A 593-nucleotide genomic window follows, 5' to 3' on the forward strand; every position below is an offset into this window, starting at 1 on the left:
GAACGCAGCCTTGCCGCTGCCTCGACCAGCAGGCCCAGGATAGCGGCGCGGTCATCATCAGTCAGTTCGACTATTCCAGCCTTGGCAACCAGACCACCCAGCTCGATCAATTGCCGCGTACGCTCGCGCCGCTTCACCTGCCAGTCTCGCGTGTCATGCCGCGCCTGTTGCAGGGCCAGACGATGGCGGGCGCTGGTCGTGCGGCGCTGCTGGTTGCGCGTTGTCGCCAGTGCGCTGGCCAGACGTGTGTTCGGCCCGCTCGCCAGAAAAGAACGCGGCGCCGCGTTTGCGCCATGCCTCCCGTCGGGTTGGATCCGTGATGGCGGCAATCGACAGCAGCGCGCCAGCCAGTTCCTCAATGGGCATGACGTCGGCGCCGGTGGCTTCAACCAGTTCGCCGAGCTGGCTCTGCTTGCGTGCCTTGAGTTGCCTGGCCTTGGCGGTGAGGGCCTTGAGGTCCTCGTCATAGTTGCGGGGCTTGCGCATGTCTGGTGTCCTGTGACGGCAGTCTGTTGCGCCGTAAGGTATTCCAGTTATCGGCCTTGACGATCAATGCCAATTGCCTGAAACCTCATGGGATTCTGCCGTCCCGA

General features: G+C 63.7%; 2 protein-coding genes. Both read right to left on the minus strand.

Annotation, left to right across the window (positions count from 1 at the left end; translation table 11 throughout):
• Window positions 1–137: conjugal transfer protein TraD (locus IE191_RS21225; RefSeq protein WP_229815748.1), on the minus strand; the 137-nt coding region annotated here is incomplete at its 3' end.
• A 16-nt stretch (window positions 138–153) separates the two neighbouring features.
• Window positions 154–486 (minus strand): conjugal transfer protein TraD, encoded by a 333-nt coding sequence (locus tag IE191_RS20940; RefSeq protein WP_191326366.1) that lies wholly within the window; start codon window positions 484–486, stop codon window positions 154–156.
• Window positions 487–593 lie beyond the last annotated feature (107 nt).

This window comes from Novosphingobium pokkalii (genome assembly GCF_014652855.1).
Lineage (GTDB): Bacteria > Pseudomonadota > Alphaproteobacteria > Sphingomonadales > Sphingomonadaceae > Novosphingobium > Novosphingobium pokkalii.